Source organism: Nguyenibacter vanlangensis, from assembly GCF_038719015.1.
Taxonomy (GTDB): Bacteria; Pseudomonadota; Alphaproteobacteria; order Acetobacterales; family Acetobacteraceae; genus Gluconacetobacter; species Gluconacetobacter vanlangensis.
The window spans coordinates 3488861-3514292 of the sequence record NZ_CP152276.1 but is presented as its reverse complement, the minus strand read 5'-3'; the positions used below and the strand labels follow the sequence as shown (position 1 = coordinate 3514292).

At 63.7% G+C, this 25432-nt stretch carries 28 protein-coding genes; 25 read left to right on the top strand and 3 right to left on the bottom strand.

The genetic code is table 11. The features are described 5' to 3' along the window. Positions 1-48 precede the first annotated feature (48 nt). The 16 genes from fliF (at position 49) to AAC691_RS16340 (ending at position 13763) form a co-directional block, all read left to right on the top strand. Complete coding sequence (fliF, locus tag AAC691_RS16415; protein WP_342627681.1) at positions 49-1698, top strand: flagellar basal-body MS-ring/collar protein FliF; 1650 nt, start codon at positions 49-51, stop codon at positions 1696-1698. 17 nt (positions 1699-1715) lie between these two features. Further along, complete coding sequence (fliG, locus tag AAC691_RS16410; protein WP_323993335.1) at positions 1716-2753, top strand: flagellar motor switch protein FliG; 1038 nt, start codon at positions 1716-1718, stop codon at positions 2751-2753. Beyond that, the gene (locus AAC691_RS16405; RefSeq protein ID WP_342627680.1) at positions 2750-3526 is read left to right on the top strand and encodes a hypothetical protein; all 777 of its coding nucleotides are present in this window, start codon (positions 2750-2752) and stop codon (positions 3524-3526) included. Before fliG ends, AAC691_RS16405 begins: the two co-directional genes overlap by 4 nt. After that, a complete protein-coding gene (gene fliN, locus AAC691_RS16400; RefSeq protein ID WP_176639838.1) occupies positions 3523-3903 on the top strand; it encodes a flagellar motor switch protein FliN in 381 nt (126 codons plus the stop codon). The genes AAC691_RS16405 and fliN overlap by 4 nt, the downstream gene beginning before the upstream one ends. An 85-nt stretch (positions 3904-3988) precedes the next feature. Beyond that, positions 3989-4378, top strand: a complete 390-nt coding sequence (locus tag AAC691_RS16395; protein ID WP_342627679.1) for a flagellar biosynthetic protein FliO — start codon at positions 3989-3991, stop codon at positions 4376-4378. 76 nt (positions 4379-4454) lie between these two features. Beyond that, a complete protein-coding gene (gene fliP / locus AAC691_RS16390) occupies positions 4455-5162 on the top strand; it encodes a flagellar type III secretion system pore protein FliP (protein ID WP_342630252.1) in 708 nt (235 codons plus the stop codon). Between the two features lie 316 nt (positions 5163-5478). After that, positions 5479-6894 (top strand): methyl-accepting chemotaxis protein, encoded by a 1416-nt coding sequence (locus AAC691_RS16385; RefSeq protein ID WP_342627678.1) that lies wholly within the window; start codon positions 5479-5481, stop codon positions 6892-6894. Next, a complete protein-coding gene (locus tag AAC691_RS16380; RefSeq protein WP_342627677.1) occupies positions 6894-7187 on the top strand; it encodes an STAS domain-containing protein in 294 nt (97 codons plus the stop codon). Before AAC691_RS16385 ends, AAC691_RS16380 begins: the two co-directional genes overlap by 1 nt. 9 nt (positions 7188-7196) lie before the next feature. Further along, positions 7197-7580 (top strand): response regulator, encoded by a 384-nt coding sequence (locus AAC691_RS16375; RefSeq protein ID WP_323993099.1) that lies wholly within the window; start codon positions 7197-7199, stop codon positions 7578-7580. A 28-nt stretch (positions 7581-7608) separates the two neighbouring features. Next, positions 7609-9837, top strand: coding sequence for a chemotaxis protein CheA (locus AAC691_RS16370; protein WP_342627676.1), 2229 nt, complete (start codon positions 7609-7611; stop codon positions 9835-9837). A 42-nt stretch (positions 9838-9879) separates the two neighbouring features. Then, positions 9880-10341, top strand: coding sequence for a chemotaxis protein CheW (locus tag AAC691_RS16365; RefSeq protein ID WP_176638649.1), 462 nt, complete (start codon positions 9880-9882; stop codon positions 10339-10341). Beyond that, entirely contained in the window at positions 10338-11180 is an 843-nt protein-coding gene (locus AAC691_RS16360) for a protein-glutamate O-methyltransferase (RefSeq protein ID WP_323993101.1), read from the top strand. The genes AAC691_RS16365 and AAC691_RS16360 overlap by 4 nt, the downstream gene beginning before the upstream one ends. A 3-nt stretch (positions 11181-11183) precedes the next feature. After that, positions 11184-12224, top strand: a complete 1041-nt coding sequence (locus tag AAC691_RS16355; RefSeq protein WP_342627675.1) for a chemotaxis response regulator protein-glutamate methylesterase — start codon at positions 11184-11186, stop codon at positions 12222-12224. Between the two features lie 175 nt (positions 12225-12399). Then, the gene (locus AAC691_RS16350; protein WP_176638652.1) at positions 12400-12789 is read left to right on the top strand and encodes a response regulator; all 390 of its coding nucleotides are present in this window, start codon (positions 12400-12402) and stop codon (positions 12787-12789) included. Beyond that, positions 12786-13346, top strand: a complete 561-nt coding sequence (locus AAC691_RS16345) for a chemotaxis protein CheD (protein WP_317135213.1) — start codon at positions 12786-12788, stop codon at positions 13344-13346. The genes AAC691_RS16350 and AAC691_RS16345 overlap by 4 nt, the downstream gene beginning before the upstream one ends. Positions 13347-13373: 27 nt before the next feature. Next, on the top strand, positions 13374-13763 hold the full coding sequence (locus AAC691_RS16340) for a hypothetical protein (protein ID WP_342627674.1): 390 nt from the start codon (positions 13374-13376) through the stop codon (positions 13761-13763). Positions 13764-13808: 45 nt separating this feature from the next. Here the strand turns inward: AAC691_RS16340 and AAC691_RS16335 are convergent, their stop codons facing one another. Beyond that, positions 13809-15311: a globin-coupled sensor protein gene (locus tag AAC691_RS16335; protein WP_342627673.1), complete on the bottom strand. Its 1503-nt coding sequence runs from the start codon at positions 15309-15311 to the stop codon at positions 13809-13811. Between the two features lie 62 nt (positions 15312-15373). Continuing rightward, positions 15374-15772, bottom strand: coding sequence for a flagellar biosynthesis regulator FlaF (locus AAC691_RS16330; protein ID WP_342627672.1), 399 nt, complete (start codon positions 15770-15772; stop codon positions 15374-15376). Between the two features lie 286 nt (positions 15773-16058). Between AAC691_RS16330 and AAC691_RS16325 the strand changes: the two genes are divergently transcribed. After that, positions 16059-17036 (top strand): flagellin, encoded by a 978-nt coding sequence (locus AAC691_RS16325; protein ID WP_342627671.1) that lies wholly within the window; start codon positions 16059-16061, stop codon positions 17034-17036. Positions 17037-17180: 144 nt separating this feature from the next. On the opposite strand, the gene AAC691_RS16320 is transcribed toward AAC691_RS16325, so the two are convergent. Then, positions 17181-17789: a hypothetical protein gene (locus AAC691_RS16320; RefSeq protein ID WP_342627670.1), complete on the bottom strand. Its 609-nt coding sequence runs from the start codon at positions 17787-17789 to the stop codon at positions 17181-17183. A 240-nt stretch (positions 17790-18029) separates the two neighbouring features. On the opposite strand from AAC691_RS16320, the gene AAC691_RS16315 reads away from it, so the two are divergent. From AAC691_RS16315 to AAC691_RS16280, 8 genes are all read left to right on the top strand, one after another. Next, positions 18030-18371 (top strand): flagellar hook-basal body complex protein FliE, encoded by a 342-nt coding sequence (locus tag AAC691_RS16315; RefSeq protein ID WP_342627669.1) that lies wholly within the window; start codon positions 18030-18032, stop codon positions 18369-18371. Between the two features lie 9 nt (positions 18372-18380). Next, complete coding sequence (locus tag AAC691_RS16310) at positions 18381-18656, top strand: flagellar biosynthetic protein FliQ (RefSeq protein WP_176638658.1); 276 nt, start codon at positions 18381-18383, stop codon at positions 18654-18656. A 34-nt stretch (positions 18657-18690) separates the two neighbouring features. After that, on the top strand, positions 18691-19503 hold the full coding sequence (locus AAC691_RS16305) for a flagellar biosynthetic protein FliR (RefSeq protein ID WP_342627668.1): 813 nt from the start codon (positions 18691-18693) through the stop codon (positions 19501-19503). A gap of 24 nt (positions 19504-19527) precedes the next feature. Then, a complete protein-coding gene (locus AAC691_RS16300) occupies positions 19528-20616 on the top strand; it encodes an EscU/YscU/HrcU family type III secretion system export apparatus switch protein (protein ID WP_342627667.1) in 1089 nt (362 codons plus the stop codon). 239 nt (positions 20617-20855) lie between these two features. Further along, positions 20856-22637 (top strand): flagellar hook-basal body complex protein, encoded by a 1782-nt coding sequence (locus AAC691_RS16295; protein ID WP_342627666.1) that lies wholly within the window; start codon positions 20856-20858, stop codon positions 22635-22637. 299 nt (positions 22638-22936) lie between these two features. Next, positions 22937-23482, top strand: coding sequence for a flagellar basal body-associated FliL family protein (locus AAC691_RS16290; protein ID WP_342627665.1), 546 nt, complete (start codon positions 22937-22939; stop codon positions 23480-23482). Positions 23483-23540: 58 nt separating this feature from the next. Then, positions 23541-24674, top strand: a complete 1134-nt coding sequence (fliM, locus tag AAC691_RS16285; protein WP_342627664.1) for a flagellar motor switch protein FliM — start codon at positions 23541-23543, stop codon at positions 24672-24674. A gap of 84 nt (positions 24675-24758) precedes the next feature. Further along, entirely contained in the window at positions 24759-25400 is a 642-nt protein-coding gene (locus AAC691_RS16280) for a DUF6468 domain-containing protein (RefSeq protein WP_342627663.1), read from the top strand. Positions 25401-25432 lie beyond the last annotated feature (32 nt).

Sequence of the window (25432 nt, the reverse complement as noted above, 5' to 3'; positions counted from 1 at the left end):
TTTTGTGGCTTCCTGGTCCAGCGCCGTATCAGCATAGCAGCGTTCCGTATGCAGAATATATTGGCTGGCCTGAAAGGGCTCGGGCGGACGCGGCTTGCGGTGTTGGGAGTCGCGGCGACGATTCTCCTTACGGCTCTGGGCATTTTCGCCTTTCGGAGCGGCGGCCAGCCGATGGCTCTGTTATATGGCGATCTCGACCTGAATGAGGCAGCCCAGATGGTCGACGATCTGGGCAAGGCGCATATCGCCTCGACGACCAGCACGGATGGCACGAGCCTCTATGTCCCGCGGGACCAGGTGGCCAGTGCGCGGTTGCTGCTTGCCAAGGATGGCCTGCCCAGCGGCGGCGCCGTCGGGTACGAGCTTTTCGACAAAAGCGGCACCCTGACCAGCACGCAGTTCGAACAGACCATCAACGAAACCAGGGCGATGGAAGGCGAACTTGAACGTTCGATTCGCCTGCTTCACGGGGTGCGCAACGTTCGGGTTCACCTTGTTCTTCCGCATCGCGATCTTTTTTCGACCCAGACCAGCCCGTCGCAGGCCAGTGTGGTGCTTGATATCGGCAGGGCTGGCCGCATGGCGCCGGACGGCATCCAGGCCATTCAGAATCTGGTCGCGGCGGCCGTTCCCGGCCTGCGCCCGCAGAATATTTCCATCGTCGACACGCGCGGCGACGTTCTGGCGAAGCCTGGGGATCCTGACAGCGCGGCGGGCCAGGAATCCGCCCTTGAGAAGTTCCGCTACGCCGAAGAGCAGCGTCTGGCGCAGGCCGCGGAAGACATGCTGGTACCCATCCTGGGGGCGGGCCATGTCCGCGCCCGGGCGGCCGTTACCATGAACACCGACGAAATCCGCGAAACGGATGAAAGCTACGACCCGAATCAGCAGGTCCTGAGATCGCAGCAGACGACGACCGACAAGAGCGCCAATACCGAAGCGAACCCGAATACCTCGGTGGCGAACAATCTGCCGAACGCCAACGCGAACCAGGCCAACAGGACCGGTTCGAGCGACGACCGGGAGGAAGAAACCGACAATTACGAGATCGGCAAGCGGGTCCGCGTCGTCAGCCAGACACGCCCCCGCGTGTCCAGGATCAGCCTGGCCGTCATGGTCGATGGCACATTTACGAAGGACAAGACCGGAAACCAGGTCTGGAAGCCGCTGGACGATGCCGAGCTGGCCCGGCTTTCGACACTCGTCGAGACGGCAATCGGATATGACAAAAGCCGTGGCGACGCGGTCAATGTCGTTTCCATGCGGTTCATGCCGGATAACGGGGTTGGCCTTCCGGCGGAAAGCAGCAGCCTGTTCAGCCGGGATACGCTTATCTATGTGGCCGAATGGGTCATTCCCATCCTGCTGGCGCTGGGCGCCATCTTCGTCGCGGTCCGGCCCATGCTCTGGCGTGGCAAGGCCAACACGCCGGCCCTGGCGGCGCGAACCGAGCTGGAGGTCCTGCAGGGCGCACCTGCCGCGACGGCCCGGATCGCGGGCACCGCGTCGCCCGCGGCGCTGGCGCCGATCCTTGCCGGCGATGACGAAACGGTCAGCATCGACGGGGTCGAAGGGAAGATGCGCATGGTCGCGATTGCGAAAGTGGCGGCCCGTATGGAGGAGAGTCCCCGCGAGACCGTCTTTATCATCCGGAACTGGCTGGCCGCGCCGGATTCCAGGGCGGGAGCGGGAGCGTGACCATGGCCGATTCCGTGATGGAAACGGCGCTGGCCGTCGAAGGACAGAATTTCGCTGTTCCGCATCTGAGCGGCCCGCAGAAGGCCGCTGTCCTTATGCTGGCCGTGGGGCGGGATCAGGCGGCGAAAATCCTGAAACTTCTGCATGAAGACGAAATCCGGGACATTTCCGTCGCCATGGCGAGCCTGGGGATCGTGAAAGCCCAGATCGTGGAAGCCGTGTGCCAGGAGTTCACGAAAAACTTCGAATCGCCGGACGGGCTGGTCGGAACATACGAGACCACGGAAGAGTTTCTGCGCAAGGCCCTGCCGCAGGACCAGGTCGAGAAGATCATGGACGAGATCCGTGGTCCGAGCGGCCGGACGATGTGGGACAAGCTGGGCAATGTGCAGGAGAGCGTGCTTGCCAACTATCTCCGCGGCGAATATCCGCAGACCGCCGCCGTCATCCTCAGCCGCCTGCAGCCCGCCCATGCCGCGCGCGTCCTGGCGTTGCTGCCCGAGGACTATGCGACCGACGTCATGATGCGGATATTGCACATGGAAACGGTGCAACGGGACGTTCTGGACAGCGTCGAGGCCACGCTGCGTTCCGAGTTCATTGCGTCTCTGGGACGTTCGGCCAAGCAGGACAGTTACGAACTGCTTGCGGAAGTCTTCAACAATTTCGACCGCAAGACGGAAATCCGCCTGACGGAGGCCATGGACAGGCGCAACCAGGAGGATATGGAGAAGGTGAAGGCGCTTATGTTCACCTTCGAAGACATCAAGCGCCTGCCGTACGATTCCCTCCGGCAGGTCGTCGCCCAGATCGATCGCGAGAAGCTGCCGCTTGCGCTGAAGGGCGCGGCGGAGACGGAACGGAAGCTGTTCCTGCAATGCATGTCGAAACGCGCGGGAAGCATCCTGCTGGAAGAGATCGCCGCCCTGGGGCCTGTACGCCTGAAAGACGTCGACGCGGCGCAAGCCGACATTGTCGCGACCATCAAGACCATGGCGAATGCCGGCGAGATCGACCTGACCGACAATAGCGGCAATGACGAGATCATTCCATGAGGGGGGCTTTCATTCCTTTTCCGGCGGCCGCCCGCCCGTCCGACCGGCACCACCCCGCGGAGGGGGCGGACCGTCGGCGCCGGCTGATCGACCTGGAGGATTTCGGCGCCGCGTCCCGGCCGGACACCGAGAGCATCCCGACAGAGGCGCAGACGCCCCCGGACGATGCCGGGTCCGACCCGGAGCGGGTCACGATGTCTCGCGAGGACGTGGAGTCGTTGCGTCGGGCCGCGTTCCAGGAGGGGCTGGAAACCGGCGCCAGGAACCGGGAGGATGTGCTGACGGAACAGCATGCATCCTGCGTGGCTTCTCTCAATGCGGCATTCGCAGCCGAGAACGCCCGGCGGCGGCAAGTCATGGACGACGCCGCGCATGCCTTTGTGGCGACCGTCGTGGATATCGTCCGGGGCCTGACCGCGCTGGACGGCACCGTGCTGGCGGGGTTGCGGCGCGATCTTGTCGCGGATGCCGAAGGATTCGTCAGGGAGTGCGAGGGCGCCGTCACGATCCGCTGCGATGAAGCGCATGCGCAGCGTCTGGCGTCGATCGTCAAGGCGGATGGCGATGTTCGGATAGAGCCCGTGCTGAAATCAGAACCGGAGGCAGGGTCGGGCATGATCAGCGTCACCTCTGCGGCAACCACCATTGTCATTGATCCGGAACAATGGCGAAAATCCGTCGCGGAGAAGATTGTTGCCGCTGTTACGGCCCTCGCGGAGCAGCGCGCGGAACGGGGCCGGCAAAAGGCACAGACCAGGCGGAGAGAACCATGAGTGCAGACAATGGATATATCGGGCTGGAGGATTTTTCCACCACGGGTTCGGACGCCCCCTCTGCGCCTTCATCGTCCGGGAAGGCCGAGCAGCACGACCAGAATAAAGCGGCGATCGGCACCGGCCAGATGGAGGCGATTTATGACATCCCGGTCAAGATCACGGCCGTGATCGGGACGGCGACGATGCCGGTGAGCCAGTTGCTGCGGCTGGGGCGCGGCGCGGTCGTGGAGCTGGACAAGAAGCTGGGAGAAGCGGTGGATATCTATGCGAACAACCGGCTGATCGCACGGGGAGAGGTCGTGGTGGTCGATGACAGCCATATCGGCGTGACGATGACCGAGATCCTGTCATCCTCTCCGGGCTCGTCCAGCTAGAGCAGATCGCGTGAAGATGCGCGATAAAGTAAAAACATAGAGCATTTCCGCTGAGCCGGATGCGGCTTCGGAGAGAGGGAACGGAATGCCCGGAACAGTCACGCTTGCCGCCGCCCGGACGGGATTTCCGGCGCTGGGCACGGGCGCGTTCGTCACCCCGTGGCTGACCGGTCTTGCGTCCCTTGCGGTGGTCGTCGCGCTGATTCTTCTGAGCCGCCATGCTCTGAAATTCCTGGAACCGTACCTGCTGAAGGGACGCCGGACGCGCAGTCTGGCGGTGGTGGAAAGTCTGGCCATCGATCAGCGCCGGCGCCTGAGCATCATACGATGCGATCGGAAGACGGGGCTGATCCTGACCGGCGGGGGCAGTGATGTGTTTCTGGGATGGATCGACGAGGCGGAGGCGAGCCCGCCGCGCGCGTCCTCCCCGGCGCCGCCGGATGTGGGCGCGCGCGATGCGAATAGAGGAACCTGACAGAGTGACATTCCGCCTGCTCACGCGCCGTTTTTTCGGTTCAGGAGCCATTGTCGCGGTCGGTCTGGCCCTCGGCATGCTGATCGCCATGCCGGGCCTGTCGCACGCCCAGTCCCTGACCCTGGATCTCGGCAGGGGTCTTGGCGACGCGGGAACGACCAGCCGTCTTGTCCAACTGACGGCTCTTATCACCATTCTGTCCCTTGCGCCCAGCCTGCTGGTGATGGTTACGGCCTTTACGCGCATCATCGTCGTGCTGTCCCTGTTGCGCGGCGCCATCGGCGCGCAGGGGACGCCGCCGAACACCGTGCTGATCGGCCTTGCGTTGTTTCTGACCTTTTTCGTCATGCAGCCGGTTCTGGAACAATCCTGGTACCACGGCATCGTTCCGATGATGGATGGGCGCATGAGCGAGATGGATGGCCTGAAGGCGGCGGCGGAACCCTTCCGGACCTTCATGCTGGCCAATGCGCGGCCGGCCGACATCGCAACGTTCCTGCACCTGGCGAATGTCCCGCTGCCGAAATCGCCGGCCGAAACGCCGTGGCGGGTGCTTATGCCCGCCTTCATGATCAGTGAACTCAGCCGCGGCTTCGAAATGGGTTTTCTGCTTTACCTGCCGTTCCTTGTCATCGACATCGTCACGTCGAGCGTGCTGATGAGCCTGGGCATGATGATGCTGCCGCCGGCGACGATATCGCTTCCGTTCAAGCTGATCTTCTTCGTCATGGTCGATGGCTGGCAGATGGTGGCGGGCGGCCTGGTCAGAAGCTTTGGCTCCTGACCGGCATTTTCCATTGGTGGGATGTATGTCGCGCCGACGGCATTTCGGCGAGCGTCGTACCGCGCATGTGTTTTCCGGCAAAAGATGGAATTTTAACAATTTGTTAACTCTTTACGGCAAGACAATTACCTTTCCAACGGAATGGCCGACGGGATTCAGCGTGCCGTCCGAAGCAGAGTGTGTGTGCGAACAGCTTCATATGCGGTGCCCCCCAGATATGAAGGAAAGCTAGACCAGCATGTTGAATTGGCTCTATCGGGACGCGCCGTTCCGAAGCAAAATCAGGACAGTGATGCTGTTTCTGGAAGCGTATCTGATGCTCCAGATCATTATCGAGGCCGCCGGGTATCTCGCCCACGAGCCGATCGACCACATGTTCCTGATGAATATGTGCGCCCTGGCTTTCGGACAGGTGGTCGTCTTTATCATCTGGCAGATGATGACACGTGTGGTGACGACCCCCCTGGAGACGCTGCGCGATCTTGGCGAGCAGCTCGGCCGTGGTGAAAACCGCGCCAATGTGCCGTTTCTCGACAACAAGGATTGCGCGGGGCGCCTGGCGCGCGTGATGGTCGCGTTCGCGCGAAGCGTGCGCGAGCAGGGCGAGGCGCAAACCCGCCAGGCGGCCATGGCGGCGGAGATCAGGCAGTCTCTCGACCGCAGCGAGGAACGGGACAGGCACACGCACGCGGTCATCGAGGCCCTTGGCACGGCGCTGAAGGAACTGGCCGAGGGCGATCTCGAGCTGCGGATCACGGATCCCATTTTCGACGGCGAATTCGCGCCGTTGCGCGATGCGTTCAACAATTCGGCCATGCGCCGGAGCGAGGCGCTGCGGGCCGTGGCCAACAATTCGGAACTGATCGCGACCGGGGCCACCGAAATTTCCACCGCGTCCGCCGATCTTGCGAAGCGGACGGAAAAGCAGGCGGCCAACCTCGGCCAGGCCGCGGCGTCGGTGCGCACCGTGACCGATGGCGTGCAGCGCATCGCCCGGGCCTGTTCGGACGCCAGCGCCGAAACGAAGCAGTCGCTGGAAAAGGTCAAGTCCGCGACCGGCATCATGGCCGAGACGACGTCGGCGATGGACGGCATCAAGAAATCGTCGGATGCGATCGGCGAGATTATCTCGGTCATCGACGGCATCGCCTTTCAGACCAACGTCCTGGCGCTGAATGCCGGTGTCGAGGCGGCCCGCGCGGGTGACGCCGGCAGGGGCTTTGCGGTGGTCGCGCAGGAAGTCAGGTCCCTTGCCGAGAAATCGGCGAAGTCGGCCAGCGAGATCAAGCGCCTGATTTCCGTCTCGGCGGAACAGGTCGACAAGGGGGTCGACCTGGTGCAGCAGACGGGGCGCTATCTGACTGACTTCGCGGGCAGCACGCAGAATATCGCGACCCGGGTCGAGGAGGTTTCGGTCTCCACGCAGGACCAGGCCCAGCGTCTGTCAGAGATCACGGCCTTTATCAGCGAGATGGACCAGGTGACCCAGCAGAACGCGGCCATGGTCGAGGAAACGACCGCGGCCAGCCATAACCTGACGGCCGAGACCAGAACGCTGACCCAAACCTTGAGCCGTTTCAGGATCGGCAATGAGAGGCGTCACGCCGCCGACGACGGCATGGCCGTGCTGTCGCCCGCGCGGCCGCAGACGAGAGCCGGCCGGCCGCCTTCCCCCAGCTTGACCGCCCCGCTGCTGACGACGTCGCCGGATCAGGGATGGGAAGATTTCTGATGGAAGGCGAATCCGGCGCGGCGTCCCCCCTTGCCTGCGTGATATTGCCCGAACGGCTGGACAGTGCAGCCGCCGAGGCGCTGAAGGCGCTGATCGCGCAGGCACGGGACCAGGCCGGGACGGAAACGGTGGCACTTGACGCATCCGGCGTCGGCTATGTCGGCGGCCTGTGCCTGCAGGTTCTTTTGGCCAGCGGCTGCCCTGTGGTCGCACCGTCGGAGAAGATCCGCGAGGCATTTGCCCTTTTCGGGGTCAGCGCGTTCCTGCAGGAACCGCTCCCCCTTCTGCAGTGAGCATGCGGTATGGCGAGTAGACAGAATTTACGTGTCCTGACGATCGATGATTCCCGGACCATGCAGGGCATGCTGCGCAAAGCGTTGGAAGAGGCCGGGTGCGACGTCATTCAGGGCGCGGACGGAGTCGATGGGCTGGACGTCCTGCGCGGCGCCGACCCGCCCCCCAATGTGGTCATCACCGATATCAACATGCCGCGCATGGACGGTTTCGAGGTGATCGAGACGATTCGGACCATGAATCAGTTCAAGCATCTGCCGATCATCGTTCTGACCACGGAGAGCGACCCGGAAAAGAAGGCCCGGGCCAGGACGGCCGGCGCGACCGGATGGATCGTCAAGCCATTCAGTTCCGAGAGTCTGGTCGCGGCCATCCGGCGGGTTACGGCCTGAAGAAAGCGGGGACGACATGAGTTCCGATATGGACGATATCCTCCGGATCTTCTTCCAGGAATGCGACGAACAGTTGGAGGAGCTTGAACGCGGGCTTTCGGCATTGTCGGATGGCGAATCCGGGCAGGAAACCATCAACGGCGTCTTTCGTGCCGTGCATTCGATCAAGGGCGGGGCCGCATCCTTCGGGCTTGAGAACCTCGTGCGCTTCGCCCATGTGTTTGAAAGTGCCCTTGATGACCTGCGATCGGGGCGTATTGCCCCGACGCCCGACATCATCAAGATTTTTCTCAAGGCGATGGATGTGCTGAGCGACCTGGTCGTCGAAGCGCGCGACAATCTGGCGGTCGATCCGGCCCGCGCTGCCGAGAGCCGGATCGAGCTGGAGGCCATCACCGGCCGTGGCGGTACGGCTGACGCAACCGATGCGCCCGATGCGACCGACGACGCCGTCCCGCAGGATTTCGTGCCGGTTCCGCTGGATTTCGAACCTGTCTCCATCGACTTCGAACCGATCGCGGTGGATTTCGATTTTGACGGGCCGGCCGCGCCGGTCCCCGCGCCGCTGATCGTCACGTTCCGCCCGCATGACGTCCTGTATGAGCGTGGGGACGATGCGCGGAACATCCTGATCGGTCTTGCGGACGTCGCGGCGGCGGCGGTGAGCGGGGGAGACATCGTGGCGGCCTGCGACTGCTCCGCCCTTCCTTCGCTTGGCGATCTGGTTCCCGGCAGGGCCTATCTCTCGTGGCGTGTGGTGCTGCCTCCGGAAGTCTCCGAGGAACGCTGCGGCGCCGTCTTCGACTGGGTCAGCGACGCCTGCGATTTCGAGATGACCCGAGCGGGCGAAACGGGAGAGAGCCCGGTGGCGGTGCCGCCCCCGGAACCGGTCCCTGCCCCCGTCGACGAGGTGGCACCCGTACTGGCAACCGTACTGGCAACCGCACTGGCCGACGCGCATCGTGCGCCGGCCGCGGTCCCGGTCGCGGCGGCGGTTGCGCCCGCCGCGGCTGGTCCGGCGCCGGCCCGCAAGCCCGAGCAGGCTTCGATCCGTGTCGATCTCCACCGGATCGACGATCTGATGGATCTTGTCGGCGAACTGGTGATTGCCCAGGCGGCCATCGAATCCCTGTCCCGCCATGGCGACAGCGCGACGCAGCAGGAACTGGTCCAGAGTATCGGCAGCATGCAGTCCCTGACGCGGGATATCCAGGACGCCGTCATGGCGATCCGGGCGCAGCCGGTTCGCGGCGTGTTCCAGCGCATGCAGCGCGTGGTGCGCGAAGCGTGCTCGATGACCGGCAAGGAGGTGGTCCTGACGCTTGCGGGCGAGGAGACGGAAGTCGACCGGACGCTGGTCGAAAAGCTGACGGACCCGCTGACCCATATGCTGCGCAATGCCGTCGATCATGGCATCGAAAAGAAGGAAGACCGAATCGCGGCCGGCAAGCCCGCGGAGGGCCATATCCGGCTGTCCGCGGAACACCGCTCGGGCCGGATCCTGATCACGATCAGGGACGATGGCGGCGGGATCGATCGCGCGCGCGTGCTTGAGACGGCGATCAGGCGGAACATCGTCGCGCCGGACGCGGTGCTGACCGACGACGAGATCAACAATCTGATCTTCGCGCCGGGCTTCTCGACGGCGGAGGCGGTGTCCGACCTTTCGGGCCGGGGCGTGGGCATGGACGTCGTCAAGCAGGCGATCCTGAGCCTTGGCGGCAGGGTCGCGATTCACAGTGTCCCGGGGAAAGGGACCACGTTCAGCCTCAGCCTCCCGCTGACATTGGCCATTCTCGACGGCATGGTGATCGTCGCCGGCGGTTCGACCATGATCGTTCCGATCTCGGCCGTGATCGAGACCATGATGATCAAGCGCCGGGATATTTACGCCCTGCCCGACGGCAGCAATGTCATTTCGATCCGCGGCGACTGCATGCCGCTGATCCCGCTTGCCGCGGCGCTGGGCCTGTCGGACTCTTCGCCGGCGGGCTCGCCGGACGATGCGATCATCCTTGTCGTCGAGAACGAGTCGGGGGCGCGGGCCGCCCTGGTCGTGGAGGAGATTCGCGACCAGACCCAGGTCGTCATCAAAAGCATAGAGAACAACTACCGGCAGATATTCGGCGTGTCGGCGGCAACCATTCTGGGCGACGGCAGCGTTTCCCTGATCCTCGACGCTCCGGCATTGATTGCGTCCGCCGTCGGGCATCTCGACAACAAGCCCGCGCGCATCCGCGCGGGGCTGGCGGCGTAGCGACATCATGCCGATAATCGGTAGCGAGGCAGGAAACCGGACATGACGGAACAGACAGAGGTTGCTGACGCCACGATCGTCAAGATGATCATGTTCGCCATAGGGGAGCAGGAATATTGCATTCCGATCCTGAGCGTTCGTGAAATCCGGGGATTCGAGAAGACGACGACCCTGCCGTTCGCCCCCCCCTATGTCTGCGGGGCCATCAATCTGCGCGGCGTCATCCTGACGGTGATCGATCTGGCGGTCTATCTGAACGTGCCGCCGCAGGCCGACAATCCGCGCCGCGTCGTGGTCTTCGTCGAGTCGCAAGGCGGCGTCGTATGCGGGCTGCTGGTCGATCGCGTCATCGACATGGCGGACATCGACCTTGGCGACGTGCAGAGCGTATCCGATGACGGCAGCAGCCTTGGGGGGCTGGTGCTGGTCGACAACCGGATGATCGGCGTCCTTCGCCTTGAAACCGTGGTCGGACAACTGGTCGGGGATACGGTTTCCGCATGAACGGCCTGATGCCGGTCGGCGAGTCCGATTACACGGATACCGATTTCCAGAGGGTACAGCGGATCGCGCAGGCGCAGGCGGGCATCCATCTTCCTGCGACCAAGCGCGCATTGGTGTATTCGCGCGTTTCGCGCAGGGTTCGGGAGCTTGGCCACGCCTCGTTCCGGACCTATCTGGATTTCGTGCAGGCGCCGGGCGGCGAAGGCGAGATGGAGAAGCTGGTCTATGCCCTGACCACGAATGTCACGAGCTTCTTTCGGGAAAAGAAGCATTTCGAGCATCTCGAAACCGTCGTGGTTCCTCGCCTTGCCGCGAACATCGCCGCGGGCGGGCGCGGAAGGGTGTGGTCGGCGGCGTGCTCCACAGGGCAGGAACCCTGGAGCATCGCCATGTCCATCATGACGGCATTTCCGGACGCGGCGGCTCATGACATGCGCATTCTCGCGACCGACATCAATGCCGACGTGGTCGCGCGGGCCGCGGGCGGCGTCTACCCGGATGAGGAAACGGAGGGCATACCCGCGGCGCGGAAAGCCCAGTTCATGGAGTCCTGCGGCGACGGGGATTACCGTTTTGCCGGCCCGATCGGCCGCCTTCCTGCGTTCCGCGTGCTCAACCTCAATGCCTCCTGGCCGATCAGGGGGACGTTTTCGGCCATTTTCTGCCGGAACGTCGTCATCTATTTCGACGAGGCGACGCGTGAGCGTCTGTGGCAGCGCCTGTCCGACAGGCTGGAACCGGGCGGCTTTCTGTATGTGGGCCATTCCGAACGCGTATCTTGCGCAACCCAATGCGGGCTGACGCAGGTGGCCCCGACCATCTACGAAAAGGACGACTAAGCGTTGGAGAAGCCGGTAAGGGTTCTGGTGGTCGACGATTCACGAACGATAAGGGCACTGATACGGAGATCCTTCGAGCAGTATCCCGATATCGTCATCTGTGGCGAAGCGGCGAACCCGATCGAGGCCAGGGACCTGATCATCAAGGACCAGCCGGACGTCATTACGCTCGATGTCGAGATGCCCGGCATGAACGGCCTGCAGTTTCTCGACAAGATCATGAGGCTGCGTCCGATTCCGGTCGTCATGGTCTCCAGCCTGACGGCCCGGGGGGCCGATACGGCGATCACCGCCTTGCAGATGGGCGCGTTCGACTGCTTCGCGAAACCGGCTTCGGTGGTCGGGACGGATGCGTTTGCGGGCCTGGCGCGTCTCGTTCGGCTGGCCGCGCAATCCGATCCTGCCGCCAAGCCGCGGCGCCGCGATCCGAACAGCGTGCCGGACGTGCAGAAAAGCTGGGCCCATTGGTTCGAACTGGTGGCGATCGGGGCCTCGACGGGCGGGGTGGAGGCGCTGGAGCTGGTGCTTGCGGGTTTTCCGCGACAGAGCCCCCCGATCATCGTCTGCCAACATATGCCGGCTTTGTTTACCGCCAGTTTCGCCAAGAGGCTGGACCAGAAGATCGAGGCGCTGTCCATCTGCGAGGCCAGGGATGGCGAAATACTGGCCCCGGGCTGCGTCAGGATTGCGCCGGGAGGCGACCGGCACGTGGCCGTGGAACGGCGCGACGGCCGATGCATGACGACGTTCCTGAAATCGGCGCCGGTGAACGGTCACTGCCCGTCTGTCGACGTTCTGTTCGATTCCATTGCGAAGCAGGTCGGCAGTGATGCGCTGGGCATTATCCTGACCGGCATGGGGCAGGATGGCGCGGCAGGTCTCCTGGCCATGCACCGGGCCGGAGCCCAGACGATTGCGCAAGACAAGGCGTCTTCGGTCGTCTATGGAATGCCGCGGGTCGCCGCCGAAATCGGGGCGGCGTCCCGGATCGTCTCTCTTGACCAGATCAGTGCCGCCGCCATGACGGCCCGCGCGCTGACATGACCCCAGGACGACGCCCGATTCCATTGGCTTACTGGTATCTCTCTGTCTCGTTGCCTTGGCCTGTCCGTCCGCGCCGTGTCCGGCCGATCGGACGGGGCTTCGGCACCGGGCAACCGTAGATCGCGATCGACGCCGGCGGACTGGCCGGATCTGGATGGGAAATGAGGAGGAGACTATGCCAGCGGCTTCACAGATCAGGGCGCTGATCGTTGACGACCAATCGTCCATCCGGCAGATTCTGGCCAACAGCCTGATGCAGATCGGCTTCGCGCACATCGCGCAGAGGAAGGACGGCAGGGAAGCCGTCGAATATCTCGACCAGAATCCGACGCATCTCGTGATTTCCGACTTCAACATGCCCGTCATGGACGGGCTGGCGCTGCTGCGTGCCGTCCGCGGCAACCCGAAGACGCAGAAAGTCGCGTTCATCATCCTGACCAGCGAGGCCAGCCGGGACCTCGTTCAGGAAGCCGTCAAGGCCGGGGTCAATAATTTTCTTGCCAAGCCTTATACCGTCGCAAAACTGCGGGAGGTGCTTGAAAAGGTGTTCGGGCCCATAACGTGACGGACATATCGACAATCACGACGGTCGTACAGGGCGAAGTGGTCGTCTCGGACGATCCGTCGACTCTTCTGGTTACCCTTCTCGGCTCGTGCGTCTCGGTCTGCATGTTCGATCCGGTGGCCGGCGTCGGCGGCATGAACCATTTTCTGCTGCCCGATGGAGATGACGGCCATGGCGGAACGGCCATGCGTTTCGGCGTCAATGCGATGGAGAAACTCGTCAACGGGATTCTCAAAGCAGGCGGGAGCCTCGATCGGCTGCAATGCAAGGCATTCGGCGGCGCGGCCATCATTCCGTCGCTGGGGCATATCGGGCAGGAGAACAGCCGCTTCGTCCTGCGATATCTGGCGGAAGAAGGGCTGCATTGCGTTTCGCACAGCCTGGGCGGCAGCCAGGCCCGGCGGGTCCGGTTCTGGCCCGCGACCGGACGGGCGCAGCAGAACCTGGTCCACGATGCCAGGACTGTCGGGCATCAGGAAGAAGCGTACAGCCGGCGAGAGGCCGAAGCCGAACGGAAATGGGCGCGGGAAGCCGGCTCGGGCGTCGAACTGTTCTGACCGTCAGGGCGCGGAGAAAGACTGAAGATGGAAACAGATTCCGCTACACACACCACCCCGGACGTCACCCCGAACATTACGATGCATGAGGCCGTGGCGAGAATGGCGTGTCTTCTGGACGCGGCCTGTGAAGATCTCGTTCACGCCCAGCAGGCCGTCGAGACATGTGTCAGGGGCCTGGCGCTGAGCGATGCGGACATGGGCAGGCTTCAGAAGCTGGACGTCGCGACACAGACGGTCGCGGCCGTGACGACGGTTCTGAGAAACCTGATATCCCTTCCCCACCCCGGGCCGGCGGACGGCGTCAGTGTGGCCCGTCTGTATGACGGGGTTACGCTCGGGGCAGTCGTGCGGGCCCTGAAAGGGACGCACGCACCGGACGGATCACTGCCCGCCGGGACGATCGACCTGTTCTGAAAGCCTGTCCGGACCGAGGGCAGTGCCGGTTGCCCCGGGGCCGCATCAGGTCAGCCGGAAATTGCTGACCAGTTCCATCATCTTGTCCGACCGCTGCGTCAGCGCCGTGCAATCGTCCGATGCATGCCTTGTCATAGCGGATGTCTTTTCGGAAATGTCGCGCAGTTCGGCGGCCTCGCGATGGGTGCTGCGGACGCTGTTCTCCTGATTCCCGATTTCGGTATTGATTCGGGCAACGGCGTCCCGGACCACCGTGATGCTGGTCCCGATCTCCCGCAATGCGTCCGTCATCTGGCTGACCGCCCTGTCGCCGTTGCGGATCACGGTTTCGCTTTGGCGCGCGCTTGCCGCGATCTGTCGTGCCGCCTCGGTGGTCTTGGCCGACAATTCGCGGATCGCGGTCGCCACGACGGCAAAACCGCGCCCGGCGCTTCCGGCGCGGGAGGCCTCGACATTGGCGTTGAGCGCGAGCAGATTCGTCTGGACCGCGATATCCTGAATCGTGCCGACAAGCTCGGAAATGGTCTCGCCCGCCTGCCGGATATCCGTCATCGTTTCGCGCACCCTACGGATATTTCCATCCCCGAGGGCGGCCGCGGCCACACAGGTCCTGACGGCCACGCCGGCCGCTTCGGTCTGCTCGGCGACGTCGGACAGCGACTCCTCCAGCGCGGCCGTGGCGCCGGTAATCCTGCGGATCGAGCCGACCTGCGCGTCGCTCTGGCTGAGGATGCGCGCACTGTCCTTGCTGATCGACGCCGCGGATTCCCGAACCAGGGCGGATGCCCGGCGGATTTCCGAAGCGATTCCCCCCAGCCCGTCCTTGAGCCTGGCGAAGACGGATGCCAGGAGGGGCGATTTTTCCATGACCGTCCGGTCGAGCGTCGTCGACAGGTCACCGCCGGCCACCTGTTCCAGGGCCCGTGCGATTTCGCCCAGCGCGGCCTGTTCGCGCTCGGCCTTGCGGTTCGTCTCTTCCAGGCGGAGCAGATAGGTGGAGAGTGCGAGATCCATGTCCAGCATCGCCACGCGGATGAGCGTGCCGATCTTCTCCCCCAGCAGCGCGGCGTCCTGTGGTTCGGCGGCGGGTGATGGTCGGCCGAACAACCGGGAGAAGGCGGCCTGGCCGCGCGGGCGGCGCGAAAACTCCGCGTCGATCATCCGGCGGACGATGCCGTCGAGCAGAACCGCATATCCGGCCAGATACCAGCGCGGTTCGAGCCCGATCACGGCATGGGTCCCGCCGATTCGCGTGACGGCCTGAACATAGTCGGGGCCGAACCGGCCCGAAAGAATCGTGTTCCAGTGGGCCAATTGATGCGACCGGGCCACGTCCATCTGGTGGTCGCCCTGAAAGAAGCGCGCCAGTTCGGGCGTCTGCTTCACCCGGTCGTAGAAATCATCGAGGCTGGCTTGCAGGACATCGCCCAGGCCGGAGCGCATGTCCGAGAGGATGCGGCTTTCCCTGTTGCCGATCCTGAGGAAGGCAAGCCTGTCCGCGATCGACCGCGGCGACGCGCCACCCGCTCCGGCATCCGGATTCTTCATGACCGTGACACTCTCTCTGCGGTGCCGATCCCACCGCCCGCTTCCGCCACCGCCCGCTTCCGTCAGAACGCGGCGAGCGGATCGGCGCCTATTGCATCGCTATCCGAGACGGCCTCGAGGCCGGCCAGGACATTTTCCGCGATCTCGATCAGGGGGGCCAGGGACACGTCGGAATATAATATCGCCCTGATTCCGTATCTCTGGGCCTGGTCCGCCAGCCTGACGAAAAGCCTGCGGTCTTCCTCGGGCGTAAGACCGTTATCCAGGGCGTTCGCCTGCATGATCATGGACCAGAAACGCTGATGCCGGGACAATGCCAGGCGGCGAACGGCGACATCGGAACTCAGCGACGCGGTCTCGAGTTCGTCGATGAGCATTCTGAAGCATGCGGCCTCGGCCTCTCTGCCCGACAGGGAAGAGCCGCTGATGCTCTGATAGGCTTTGATCGCAGGATGAATCATGATGTTACCGTCTGGAGTCCGCCGCGTACGATACCGGCCATGATGCCCGATATCGGCCACTGGTCCAGTAAACACTACTACACACCCGGAACCCTGACCAGTTGGGGCCGCGGGATCACGTCGCTCGGCGGGCGTTCGACGGGCGTTCCGGCGCCACGATCCGGCCGCGGCACAACGCGAAAAAACATACGTGTCGACAGAGCTGGTAACCTTCTCTTAGCCGTTTGCCGATTGTCTGGCCTGGAACTGGTGCGACATCGGCACGAGTCAGCATGGAGAAAACACCGTGAGCCTTTCGATCAACACCAACACCTCGGCCATGATCGCCATCGAAACTCTCGATGCGACGTCGACCAGCCTGAGCCAGACGGAAAACGTGGTCTCGACCGGCCTGCAGGTGTCCTCGGCCGCCGACGATGCCGCGGCCTATGGCATCGCGCAGCAGATGTCGGGCAACATTTCCGGCCAGACCGCCGTGAATAACGGCCTGACCTTTGCCTCGCAGACCGTCAGCTCGACGGACAGCGCCGCGAACCAGATCATCAGCGTGCTGCAGCAGGTCCAGCACGCCGTGACGTCGGTGGGCAACAATGAGGGCACGCCTGCCTCTCTGGGGCAGATCGGCACGCAGATCACGGGTCTTCTCCAGCAGATCGACACCATTGCCCGCAACGCGACGTTCAACGGCGTGAACCTGCTGTCCGGCGGCACGGCCGACGGCCAGGGGATCACGTCCAGCCAACTGAGCTACGTAACCGGCCTGGGGGGCGATTCGGCCACCATCAGCGGCTTCAATTCGACGATCGCCGGCTATATGACCACCTCCTCCTCGGTGTCCGTCAGCGGCACGAGCGGCACCACCTTGACGGACGCGCTGGGCCTGACGACGGGCAGCTCGGCCGGCGCCAACCCGACCGCCAACGTGTTCGTCTCCGTCTCGGCGAGCGGCGCGGGCAGCCTCGGCTCGGCCTTCACCGGCTCCAACGCGGTCGCCGACATGATTTCCCAGGTTCAGGCGGCCATCCAGGCGATGACGAACGTCACGTCCGCTCTGGGCGCCAACACGAACAACATCGCCAACATGTCCACCTATGGCCAGACCATCTCGGACAATTTGACCGCCGGCGTCGGCGCCCTGACGAATGCCGACATGTCGGCCGCCAGCGCGAAGCTGACCTCGCTGCAGACCAAGCAGTCGCTGGCGATCAAGTCGCTGACCATCGCCAACTCGCAGTCCCAGAACATCCTCTCGATGTTCCAGTAATCTGGGGCAAGATTGGCACGTGTCCTGCCTCCGAAATTCGTGTGACGGATTTCGGAAGCAGCGTGCCATCACGTCATTGATTCTATTTGTGAATACCCCCGATTTCGGTCGGGGGTATTTTTTTCGCCGCGCGGCGGCAGGCCGTCATTCCACCTGGCCGTTGGAAATCCTGACATACAGGGCGATCGGATTCCCGGCGCTGTCCGTGCCCACCTGAAGAGCCGACCATCGTCCGGGCGAGAACACCCATGTGTCGGCCAGGCTGGCCACCAGGCCATGCGGCCTGCATGTGCCGCCGGCGCCCCCCTGCGCCTGCGTGTCCTGCGCCTGCGTGTCCTGCTGCTGGGCGCACTGGGCGAGGTCCGCGTCGTTGAGAGGGAGGTAGACGGTCGCGTCCATCTGCGCGGTGCGTCCGCTGATCTGGATGGAGCCTTCCACCCCTGTCTTCTGCCCGATCGCGGCGGCGCCACTGGCGCCGTCCGGCGCGCCGCGCGTCACGACGTCCGAGAAACGAGTCGCATCGCCGGCGCAGATTTCCGCCGATGCGATTCCGATCGGCCGCACGGCGCCGGCTCTGCCATCCTGACGGGCGAGCACACGGATTTCCGCGATATGGACAGCCCCCGCGGGGCAGCGGATGCCATCCTCGCCGGTGCCGGCGGCCCGGCACGTGCCCCCGAGCAGCATTGCCACCGGCAAGACAGCCAGCGCGGCCCCGCATACCGGCCGGCACCAGTCGCCAGCATCCTTCATCGCGCGCGGGAGATTCATCCTGTACCGACCGATCAATATCGTGCTCCACGCACTTGCTGTCCGGCTGCACCCTATCGCCACTGCCGCGACGGCTTCAACACCCCCCTGGCGCACGGGCCGGGACCATGGGCGCCGGGCGCAATTCCGCTATTATATTTTAACGGGTGGTAAAAGCCGCCGACCTTGTCGTTGCCAGACGCCTGGGTTATGCCGGGGCATCGAGGACGTAGCGCGGACAGGATGATCAGCGACATCACCACACGCAGTCTGGACGCGATCAATGCCTATGGGCAGACGCAGAAGACGTTACAGCCGGCCAACGACGGCCTGGATGGCGGCCAGGATTCCCCGTCGACGGATATCGTCTCCAGCTTCGGCGACGTGCTGGGGAGCGCGCTCAACAACGCCGTCGCGACAGGCAAGAGCGCCGAGGCGCAGGCCGCCGCGGGCCTGTCTGGCACCGGCAATTTGACGGATATCGCGACGTCGGTCGAAGAGGCGAAGCTGACGTTGCAGACCGTTACCACGATCAGGGACCGCGTCGTTCAGGCCTATCAGGACGTCATGAAGATGTCGATCTAGGCGCCTTGCATGCATCATGCGGTCGATATTCATGAGATATTGCGGCAGACCCTGCTTGTGACCGTCAAGATGGGCGCGCCCTCTCTGCTGGCGTCGCTGTGCGCCGGTGTCCTGGTCTCGCTGATGCAGGCCATGACCCAGGTGAGCGAGGCGACATTGTCCTTCGTGCCGAAATTCGTGGCGGCGATGGCCGCCCTGCTGCTGACGGGCTCGTTCATGTATTCCACATTGAACACCTATGCCCATACGATCTTCGACCAGATGATCATGGTTGGAGGTTCATGAAAAGGCGCGACATGCGCGCGGCCGCCACGCGAGGATGACCGGGGACCCGTCTTTTCCCGGCGGCTCGCTCGCCGTGCTGGCCGCCATGTTTCTTGTCGCGCTCTGCCGTGTCAGCGCCATGGTGATGACGGCCCCCGGACTCGGTGAGACGACGTCGCCCATGGTGGTCAGGGCGGGAATCGCACTGGCCACCACCGTGACCATCCTGCCCGTCATTCAGGACCGCCTGGTGCATGTGGCGGGCACGGCGATGCGCGTGCCGTTCATGGCGGTGGCCATCATCGCGGGCGAGCTTCTGTGCGGCGCATTCATCGGATGGCTGGCCAGGCTGGTGGCGACGGCACTGGGCATCGCCATGCAGATCATCTCGATCTTCACCGGCCTGTCCAGCGTTCTGCAGCCGGACGTGGAACTGGGGGCGTCCAGTACGGCCATCAGCCATATGGCATCGTTCCTGGTGCCGGTCATCGTCCTGTCCACCGGTCTGTACGTGTTTCCCCTGGCGGCGGTTGCAGGGTCGTACACCCTGTTCCCGCCGGGCCACATGCCCATGGTGGGCGACATGGCGAAGAGCGTCACGGCAGCCACGGCGCAGAGTTTCGCCCTGGCGGTCCAACTGGCCGCGCCGTTCGTCCTGATCGGGACCTTGTGGCCGGCGATGCTGGGCGTGCTGAACCGGCTGATGCCGGCCATCCAGGTCTATGCCATCGCCATGCCGGCGCAGCTTCTGGGCGGCGTGCTGCTGCTGGCCATGCTGATCCAGGTCATGACCGGCGTCTGGGAGGGGCGGATGAACGATCTGCTGGCCGGCCTGCCCGGGATAGGGGCCGGCGTGGCGCGACGCTAAGCGGACCATCAGGGACGGACATGCATGCCAGAGGAAGGATCGGGCGGCGGAGAGCGGAGCCAGGCCCCGACCGAGAAGAGGCTCCAGACCGCCCGCGAGGACGGCAATGTCGCCCAGTCCCGGGAATTGCAGATGCTGGTCGTGCTGGGCGCGTTTCTGATCGTCTTCACCATGACGACCGCGACGGCGGGCCGCGCGTTTCTCGGCCACATGCATGGCCTGATGGAGCATTTCGACACGATCTCGCCGGACATGCCGTCGGTCTATGCGGCGACCCTGCTGGCCGGGCGCGAGGGAGCATTGCTGGCGGCACCGCTGGCGCTGGCCAGTCTGGTGGTCGTCGTCACGTGCAGCATGCTGCAGACCGGTTTTCTGTTCCGTCCGCAGGCCCTTGTCCCGGATATCACGCGCCTGTCCCCCATTCGCGGACTGACACGCCTGTTCAGCGTGACCAACCTGGTGGAACTGCTGAAGAGCCTGGTCAAATTCGTGGTCTTCGGTCTTCTGCTCTATGGCGTGGCGCAGGGCACCTTGCGCGTGGCGCCCGAAGCCGAGCGCTGGACCATTCCCCGCCTGTCGTCGGAACTGATGGCGTGGTTCGCGTATGCTACGCTGATCATCCTGGTCGTACAATGCGTGATCGCCGTTCTGGACGATCTGTGGACCCGGTACCACAGGCTGAACGGATTGCGCATGAGCCTGCAGGACATCAAGGAAGAAACGCGCCAGACCGACGGCGACCCGCACGTCAAAGCCAAGCTGAAGGTAATCCGCCGCAGGCGCGCGCGGCAGCGCATGATACAGGCGGTCAGGAAGGCCACGGTCGTCGTGACCAATCCGACCCACTACGCCGTGGCGCTGTCTTACGAAAACGGCGCGGACGGCGCGCCGAAGATCGTCGCCAAGGGAATGGACGAGCTGGCGGCCCGGATCCGGCACGCGGCCGAGGATGCGAAAGTGCCCGTGGTGTCGAACCCGTCCCTGGCGCGCGCCCTGTATACGCTGCCGCTGGATGCGGAAATTCCGCCGGAATATTTCCAGCCCGTCGCAGCGATCATCGCATATGTCATGAAGCTGAGGACCCCCGGATCGCGCGCGCCTCGGAAATCATGAGCCAGGAAGCCCTTGCGTTTCACGCCGCGCATGCTACTCAGGGCCCTAGCTAGGCATCGGTGTCGCGCTGGGAATGTTTCGGCCGCCATTCCATGTCCGTAAGATCGCTGGCCTGGACTCTGCCATACCGGGATATTGGTGTGCGGCGCCGTGGATCGTTCGACCACGACCGGACCTTGATCTTTCCGCCTGACGGCGGACAGGACAGACAGTGACGCGCACAAGGCTAGGGACGGCTTATGTCAGTTTTCAATGCCCTTTCCACGGCTGTCAGCGGCATCAACGCGCAGTCGACCGCGTTCACGAACCTCAGCAACAACATCGCCAACAGCCAGACGGTCGGCTATAAGGCCGACAGTACCGCGTTCCAGGACTTCGTGGCCGGCTCGCTGAACGGGAACGCGGCGTCGGAAGACGTTTCGGACTCGGTTGCCGCGGTGACCGTGCAGCATGTGGACCAGCAGGGCACGTCTTCGACCAGCACCGACAGCCTGGCCTCGTCCATCTCGGGCAACGGCCTTTTCGTCGTGTCCAAGGAGACCGGCACCGCGACCTCGGGCACGACGCAGTTCGAATCCCAAAACTACTACACGCGCAACGGCGAAATCTACGAGAACAATTCGGGGTACCTGGTCAATACCAGCGGATATTATCTCGACGGCTATATGGTGAATGACAGCACCGGCGCGCTGGAAACGAACCTGTCGCAGCTCAATGTCAACAATGTCGCGTTTCGGCCGACGCAGACGACGACCCTGACGCTGAATGCCACCGTCGGCACGCTGCCGTCCAGCACCGCGCCCACGACGGGCTATACACCGCAGACCTACACGGCGACGCCGGTCACGACCTATGACGCCGATGCCAACGCGCACCAGGTGGGCCTGACCTGGACGCAGAGCGCGACCAATCCCTATGTCTGGACCGTCAGAGCCTATGATGCCGGCGGCAACGGGGCGATCGCGGCGAATGCGGCGACCGTGACGTTCGGCACCAATGGCGACCTGAAATCGATTTCCTATCCATCGTCCGGCGGCGCGACGACCACCGTCTCCGCCAGCGGCGCGGCCGCTTCCATCCCGATCGCGGCGACCTATAACGGGGTCACGCAGAACATGACGCTCAATCTGGGCACGATCGGGGGAACCAGCGGTACCACGATGGCGGCGTCCACCGGCACGGCGAGCACGAGCGGAATCGATGCCCTGACCACCGATCCGACGACGGGCGGCCTGATGATGGCCGCGTCCCCGACCACGCTGGGGACCACCACCGGATCGAACCAGAGCTATACCACCGCGCCGTTTTACGATTCCGCGTCCGGCAGCTATGTGTCCGCCGTCTGGACGCAGACGCCCGTCACCAGCAACGCCGCCACGGGCGCGAGCAGTTCGTCGACGACGTGGAACCTCAAATTCGTCGACCCTTATACCGGGGCCGCTTCGGACACGTATCAGGTCGCGTTCGACCCGGCGACCGGCGCCGCGAGTTCGGTGACGGACACGACGACCAATACGTCCGGATTGTCGCTGAGCAACCTAGCCTTCTCGATCGGCGGAAGTTCCTATTCCTATACCGCCAATCTCGGCGGTACCCAGCTTTCGACCAGCACGACGCTCGCCACCGACAGCTCGGCCCTGACCTCGGACAGCGTCGCCTCGGGCACCTATGAGGGCATCGCGATCCAGAGCGACGGCTCGGTCATGGCCGAGTTCGACAATGGCGACACGCAGCTTGTGGGCAAGATCGCCCTGGCCGACTTCGCCAACGTGAACGGCCTGAATGCCGTCGACGGCCAGGCCTATACCGCCACGGCATCGTCCGGCACCGCCAATATCGGCACCGTCGGGCAGAATGGAACGGGCACGCTGTCGGTCGGCTATGTGGAATCCTCCACAACCGACCTGACCAGCGACCTGTCCTCGCTGATCGTTGCGCAGGAGGCGTATTCGGCCAATGCCAAGGTCGTGACGACGGCCGACGATTTGCTGCAATCCACGATCGCGATGAAGCAGGGATAATGTTGCGGCTGGCCTGTGACGGATGCGGGCCAGCCATGAATCCCGTCCGAACGCCTATGTTCGGATGGACAGCACGGCATGAGATCGTTCCGCATCGGCGATGCGGAACGATCTGCGAGACTCCGATGCCGTTTCATATTCGGACCTTCATTGCGCGCGAACGTCGCATAAATGGCGGTGGCCTGCTTTGGCGCGCACCGGATTCCTGCCGCCGGGCAGGCCGCCATTCCCATTGAGCACGCACCGTCCAGGGGCTAAACTGACGCCAAGTCGTTTTTCCCTCCCGGAGCCATCCAGATATGAGCGAGACTGTAGCCGGCGGCGCGCCCAAATTCCCTGCCGGCGAAGAGAAGCGGGAATCGATGGCTGCGGACACTGCGACTGCGGGTCGGCAGACGAATCGAAAACTGATGATCGCCGGAGGAGCAGCCCTGATTCTGATCGCCGGCGGCGGTGCCGCCCTTCTTGAGAAGGGCAACCTGTTCCGGGCGGTCGAAAGCGACGTGGCGAAGGACACGAAGTTGGCGAAGGGTGTACTGCATCGCCCTGTCCTGCTTGGAATCCCGCCGATCGTTTCCAATCTGGACAATGGTGACGGGCGCCCCGTCTATGTGAAGCTGACGGCCAAGGTCGAGATATCCGGCGCGCGGGACGAGACCGCGCTTCAGACCACGATCCCGGAAATTCAGGACATATTCCAGACATACCTGCACGAGACGCGCCCCGAGGACATCCGCGGCAACGGGATATACCGGCTGCGCGAAGCGATCCTGCGCCGCCTGAGAGCCGAGCTGGCCCCGCTTGAGGTCACGAACCTGTATCTGGTCGAATTTCTCGTCCAGTAGACCCATGGATTTATTGGAATTTTGAGAAAAATTCAGCAGGACCAACGGTGAAGACGTCATGCAGAATGTAAACGAGACGGCCGCCGGGGCACAATCCGGCGCATCGCACGATGCGGCGAACGCGCAGCATGGCGCCATGGAAGACGCTGCGATGTCGTTCGGAAACGGCGTGACGGGTGGCTACGTGCTGGATCAATCCGAGATCGACAGCCTTCTCGGCAATGCGTTTTCCGGCCTTCCCACCCGGGAAGAAACCGGCATGGAGCGGGTCATCCGGGCCGGGTTCGTGGCTTATGAACGCCTGCCCATGCTGGAGATGGTGTTCAACACGCTGGTCAGGCTGCTGTCATCGACGCTGCGCAGCTTCACGAACGGCAATGTCGAGATCACCATGGAGAGCATGCGCTCGATACCGTTCGGCGATTATATGAACATGGTCCCCTCTTCGTCCCTGTTCGCAGTCTTCAAGGCCGTGCAATGGGAGAATTACGGCCTGATCATCGTCGATTCCGCACTGTCATATTCCATTATCGACATCCTGCTGGGCGGACCGCGCGGCGTGGGCCATGCCGGGATGGAAGGCCGCCCGCATACCGCGATCGAACGGTCCCTGATCGAAAAGCTGATCGCGCTGACGCTTCACGATCTGTCGGCGGCCTTCAGCCCCGTCTGTTCGATCGACCTTACGTTCGAGAGGCTTGAAGTCAGTTCGCGATTCGCCACGATCACGCGGGCGTCGAATGCCGTGGTGATGACGAAGCTGCATATCGATATGGACGACAGAAGCGGCTATCTGGACCTGATCGTTCCCTATGCGACGCTTGAGCCCGTGCGCGACCAGTTGTCCCAGCAGTTCATGGGTGAGCGGTTCGGCCGCGATTCGATCTGGGAGAGCCACCTGATGTCCGAAATTCTCGAGACCGAGGTGCAGGTTTCCGCGATATTCGAGGAAAAGACGGTCCCGCTTTCCACGGTTCTGAATATTCGCCCCGGTATGCAGATCGCCTTTCCGTACCAGAGCGACACCCCGATTCCTGTCACGCTTCAATGCGGGCAGACCCCCCTGTTCGAGGGCAGGCTGGGCCAAATGCATGGCAAGGCCGCCGTGAAGATCGAAAGAAGGCTGGTCCCATCCGACAGTCCGCACGACCATCGCGAGCCCATCCTGCCCTCTCCCGCGTCGGCGGAATGAGAGCGTGCAAAACTAAAAAAATCTTTACTGTCCGTTATCCGCCCGCCGCTTCACAACCGGGCCAGACTGGGGGCCATCCGGCAGATGCTGACACAGATCCAGGTGATCATCGAGATCGTTCTGTCGTTCTTCCTGCTTTTGGGAATTATCTATAGTTTTTATCTGAGCCGGATTCTGTCGAATCTGAAGCGGGATCGCGCGAGCCTGCTTGGCCTGGTCGAGAAATTGGCAAGCAGCGTCAAAAGCGCCGAAGACGGGGTGGAGAAACTGCGGATTGCCGGCGAAGTCAGTGGCCGGCCGCTGAGCCGGATGATCGAGCAGGCCAAGATGATGGGGACGGAACTCGACACCATGGTCGACAAGGCCGACGCGACGGCCGACCGGCTTGAAGCCCTGGCGACACGGATCCCATCCCGCGAGAAGCAACTTGAAGCGCTGATCGAGAAGGCCGAGGAAATCAGGCTGGACCTGCTCAAGAAAGCGGAAGGCGCCGGCAACGGGCTCGGCGCACCGCAGGGCACGGCGGATCCCCAGGACGGTTCGACCATGGCCGATCATCCCGCGGACGGTAACCCGGCAGGGCCGGCGGCCGGCGATGCGGATGCGCCGGCCGCCGACGACATCTTGCCGAAGGAGGCCAAAATCCAGGCATCTGCCCCGGCCAGACGCAAGCGCCGGCAGTTGGAGGCGCTTGAGAAAACCTTTCTCGCGCGGTCGATCGGATAGGGGCCGGCATGTCCGGTCCGCTGTCCGCTAGG